Origin of the sequence: Chthoniobacter flavus Ellin428 (genome assembly GCF_000173075.1) — a bacterium.
In the GTDB taxonomy this organism is placed as follows: domain Bacteria; phylum Verrucomicrobiota; class Verrucomicrobiia; order Chthoniobacterales; family Chthoniobacteraceae; genus Chthoniobacter; species Chthoniobacter flavus.
The window spans coordinates 1-4,449 of record NZ_ABVL01000061.1; the positions used below are offsets into that span (position 1 = coordinate 1).

Genomic DNA, 4,449 nt, shown 5'->3' on the forward strand with positions numbered 1-4,449 from the left:
CGCACTAAGCGCGGCTCGTAGATCGGCGTGAGCACTTGCAAAAGCAGTTGCTGCACGAAACGATCCAGCACCGTGGGGATGCCCAGATCGCGTTCTCCGCCTCCAGGCTTGGGGATCTTCGTCCGGAGGACCGGACTCGGAGTATACCGACCCGCCAGCAGTTTGGCCCGAATGGCCTCCCCGTGGCGTTGCAGGTGTTCCACGAGCTCGCTGCAGCGCATCCCGTCAATGCCGGGCGCACCGCCGTTGCTCACCACTGCTTTCCATGCCGTGTGCCAATTTTCCGGGCTCACGGCTTCCTCCATCAGTTGCTCGATCATGGCTTTCTGTCGCCGGCGCTCAACCAGCTCGACTCGACCCCGCCCGACGCCGCCCGCCCCGGCTCCACCGGTTCTGCCGCGCCGTGCCCGTCCGCAGTAGTTGGCCGCAGTTGCCACGCCGCGCGTTCCAGAGGTCTCTCGCCTCGCTGGTTGGCTCCTGGTTGAGCCATGTTCGTTGGTGCTTCCGCCCTTCGCTCCTCCCGACTTTCCCCGGCCTCTTCGCTACTACGGCTTCGGCTGACTACTCCGCGGCTCTCACCGCAGAGTTCTCCCCGGGTAAGAACCTGAACTCTCCCTCCGCGCCGCCTGGCTCTACCTGACGTGTCTGGATGGACTTCGGACTTCGCGGTTGCTCGCACGCTCGTCGCCCACGCCCGGCCTCGCTGCCAGTTCGTTTTCCTGCGGTCGGAGTTTTGCCTGCGACTTCTTTCAGCCACGACCTCGCGGTCGCTGCCTTGTCGTTCGGCTACGATTACTTCCATCAGTTTCGATCAGTTCGTTTCATCTGATTAGTTCAGGCCCATGCCGGGCACACGAGCGGCGACTTCCCAGTCGCCGACCGGCCCAACGCGCGCAGCGCCATCCTCATGGGCGTCGCTCCGCGACGCAGGGCGATCTGGAGATCGCCCCTCCCAGGGGTGCCGCACGTTTTGCCATCTTTGCGCCCCCATCGTGAACTCAGCCTGGCGGCCGGTCGCCCAATTTCCTTCCCCGCCTTGGCTTCCCCCGCCACCCTGGAGTGAGCCCAAAAACGGAATGGTTAGCCACAAAGAGGCACAAAAGGCGCAAAAAGAACGATTTCCATCCATCGTCCTCCTCACAGCCATGGTGATCAGGTCAGTAGCGTCCTTTCGCGTCGCCCTCCATCTGTTTTGTGCTTTTTGTGCCTTTTTGTGGCCATTCCCATCTTCCCATTTAGGGTATGTTACCGTTATGAATCGAGCCCCCAGTATCGGCGAGTATCTCATCCAACGGTTGCAAGCTCACGGTGTGCGTCATGTCTTCGGTATCCCGGGCGATTACGTCCTCGGCTTTTACGATCAACTTCAGAAGAGTCCCATCCAGACCGTCGTGACCTGCGACGAACAAGGCGCCGGCTTCGCCGCCGATGGCTATGCGCGCGTCAATGGCCTCGGCGTCGTCTGCGTGACCTACTGCGTCGGCGGCTTGAAAGTGGTCAATCCCATTGCCGGCGCGTTCGCGGAAAAATCGCCCGTCGTCGTCATCAGCGGCGCGCCGGGGCTCTACGAACGCGAGAAGAATCCCCTGCTCCACCACAAGGTGCGCGACTTCAATACCCAGTTGCGCGTCTTCGAGCAGATCACCGTGGCCAGCGCCGCGCTGGAGGATCCCGACACCGCCTTTGCCGAGATCGATCGCGTATTGCACACCGCCGTGCGTTATAAGCGCCCCGTCTATCTCGAGCTGCCGCGCGACATGGCCACCCTGCCCGGACGGCCGGACCATCGCATCCGCGACCTGCATGAAGCCAGCGACCCGCATGCCCTCGCCGAGGCGCTGAATGAAGCCACCATGCTCCTGAACCGCGCGCGGCGCCCGGTCATTCTCGCCGATGTCGAACTGCACCGCTTCGGCATGCAGGATGACTTGATCAAGATCGTCGAAAAGACCGGCATTCCCGTGGCCGCGACCATCCTCGGCAAATCCGTGGTCGCCGAACAACACCCGCAATATCTCGGCGTGTATGAGGGCGCGATGGGCCGCGACGACGTCCGCGAGTACGTCGAGTCGAGCGATTGCGTGCTCCTGCTCGGCGCCTTCATGACCGACATCAATCTCGGCGTCTTCACCGCCAAGCTCGACCCGGCGAAATCCATCTCCGCGACCAGCGAGCGCCTCGCCATTCGCTATCACACCTTCGAGAATGTGCGGTTCCAGGATTTCGTCCGCGGCCTGCTTTCCTCCGATCTCCGCCGGCACGAACCGGCGCCGCATCCGCACCCGCCGCAGCCCGCGGAATTCCAGCCCGGACGCGGCGGCGAGAAAGTCACGATCACCCGCCTGTTCGAGCGCGTGAACCGGTTTCTCGACGACGGCAACATCGTCGTCGCCGACGTCGGCAACGCCCTCTTCGGGGCCAGCGATCTGCTCATCCGTCATCGCACGGAATTCCTCGGCCCGGCCTACTATGCGAGCATGGGCTTCGCCGTGCCGGCCGCGCTCGGCGCGCAAATGGCCCGGCCCGATCTGCGCCCGGTGGTCCTGGTCGGCGATGGCGCCTTCCAGATGACCGGGATGGAAATCTCCACCATCGTCCGCGCCGGACTCAACCCGGTGATCATCGTGCTCAACAATTTCGGCTACGGCACCGAGCGCCACATCCACGACGGCCCCTTCAACGACGTGCTCCACTGGAACTACCACAAGCTGCCCGAGTTCCTCGGCCGAGGCCGCGGTTTCCTGGTGGAAACGGAGGAACAACTCGATGCCGCCCTCGACGACGCGGCCAAGCACACCGAAAGCTACTGCCTGCTCGACGTGCACCTCGCCCCGATGGACAAGAGCGCCGCCCTCGGCCGCCTCGCCGAGCGCCTGGCGGAACGCCTGGGCCGAAAGCGGTAGAGATCCCCAACGCGCCCCCCACAGCGTATGAAAATAGCGTGCGTCTTCCTTGCGCTTTCAATGTGCACTTGGCCCGTGTGCGCGGAACGGATGTCATCGGCCATCTGGAGTCAGGGGATTTTTTCCAACCGATTGGCGGACGACAAGACGACCGAGCTTTGGATTTACTCATTCATCTACACGGGGACCTTGGGCGACGACGCCAGCATTCGGTTCGAGCAGAAGATCAAGGTTCCGATTTCGGGCAAACCTTTCACCGTTGTATCGCCAGTTTATCAAAGAAAAGACGAGCCTCAGGGGGCAAAATACAAGGAAACGCTGACCGTCACATTGCGGAAAACGAATAATCCGGACGAGCTCCGCGCAGAGTACGAGCATATCGTTTATCGAAACAAAAAGATCTTTCTCCGCTTCGCCGGCACACTGGTCGACAATCGCTGGAGCGGGTCGTAAGCATCCGTCTTTTTCTCGTGTCCAAACTCCATTTGGGCACACCCATGCGGGCACAAATCATCACCATCACACAGTAAAGCACTCCAAAGTCGGTCACTCACCCCTCCAGCGAGAGATCACATCCTTGAACGTCACGTCACGCCAAAGTTCTTTCCATTCCGCATGGACCCGTACGCTTCGTGAATGCGGCTCAGGCTCCGGTAGCGGCATGTGAACTACCGCCGGCAGCAAAACAGCATCTCCGACCACGATGCAATCGCCCGGACTTAAGTTCGGAAGCACGTCGGTGATTCCGTTCGCGTTATCGGGGAAAAGACGACGGACATATGTTTGGTCCGCGTCATTCGTAAGTCGAAGAGCGACGAAGTTATTGCATTGTGCAAAAATTGTTTCCGACACCTCGGAAGGCCGTAAGCGTCCGCTGGAGCACCTCTAGCGGAGATGGCCAACGATGTCAGACCATCGGCGTCGATGACATCTACGACCGGGACAGACAAAGTGCTCAAGCAGGATCGACGCGGACGGGTGCGGGTGCCGAAGGAGCGGCGGGAGGCGCTGCTGGCAGAGTTTGCCGGCAGCGGGCTGAGCGCGTCGGCGTTTGCGGCCATGGCCGGGATCAAGTATCCGACGTTTGCCAACTGGCTGCAAAAGCGGCGCAAAGCCGGAAGCCATTTGGCTGGAGCACCGGTGGAGGCTGGGAATGGCGGCGGCCCGATCCGGCTTTGGGAAGCAGTCGTGGAGGAGGCGGCCACGCGCACTGGCGGGAACGGCGCGGGTCTATCGATTGAACTGCCGGGCGCCGCGCGGTTGATGGTGCATTCGCCGGCGCAGTTGGCGATGGCCGCCGAGTTACTGGCACTGATCGCGCAACGGAGCCGCGGATGCTGAGCTTTACCGGAGGATTGAAGGTGTTCGTGGCGCTGGAGCCAGTGGACTTGCGCAAGAGCTTCAGCGGATTGGAAGGGCTGGTCAGCGAGCGACTGGGCGAAGACTTGCGCCAGGGAGCGCTCTTTGTCTTCACCAATCGGCGGCACACCCGGTTGAAGATCCTTTATTGGGATGGCAGCGGACTGTGGCTGCTCATCAAGCGGCT

General features: G+C 61.9%; 4 protein-coding genes and 1 pseudogene. 4 read left to right on the plus strand and 1 reads right to left on the minus strand.

The window, feature by feature from the left end:
• A pseudogene (locus CFE428DRAFT_RS32585) lies at nucleotides 1-320 on the minus strand (group II intron reverse transcriptase/maturase); the annotation flags it as partial.
• Between the two features lie 933 nt (nucleotides 321-1,253).
• On the opposite strand from CFE428DRAFT_RS32585, the gene CFE428DRAFT_RS32590 reads away from it, so the two are divergent.
• From CFE428DRAFT_RS32590 to tnpB, 4 genes are all read left to right on the plus strand, one after another.
• Nucleotides 1,254-2,903 (plus strand): alpha-keto acid decarboxylase family protein, encoded by a 1,650-nt coding sequence (locus tag CFE428DRAFT_RS32590; protein WP_006984029.1) that lies wholly within the window; start codon nucleotides 1,254-1,256, stop codon nucleotides 2,901-2,903.
• Nucleotides 2,904-2,993: 90 nt separating this feature from the next.
• Entirely contained in the window at nucleotides 2,994-3,356 is a 363-nt protein-coding gene (locus CFE428DRAFT_RS32595; RefSeq protein ID WP_006984030.1) for a hypothetical protein, read from the plus strand.
• A 471-nt stretch (nucleotides 3,357-3,827) separates the two neighbouring features.
• Entirely contained in the window at nucleotides 3,828-4,244 is a 417-nt protein-coding gene (gene tnpA / locus CFE428DRAFT_RS32600; RefSeq protein WP_006982138.1) for an IS66 family insertion sequence element accessory protein TnpA, read from the plus strand.
• Nucleotides 4,238-4,449, plus strand: a 212-nt coding sequence (gene tnpB, locus CFE428DRAFT_RS32605; protein WP_042726309.1) for an IS66 family insertion sequence element accessory protein TnpB, incomplete at its 3' end; no start/stop codon positions are given. The genes tnpA and tnpB, both read left to right, overlap by 7 nt.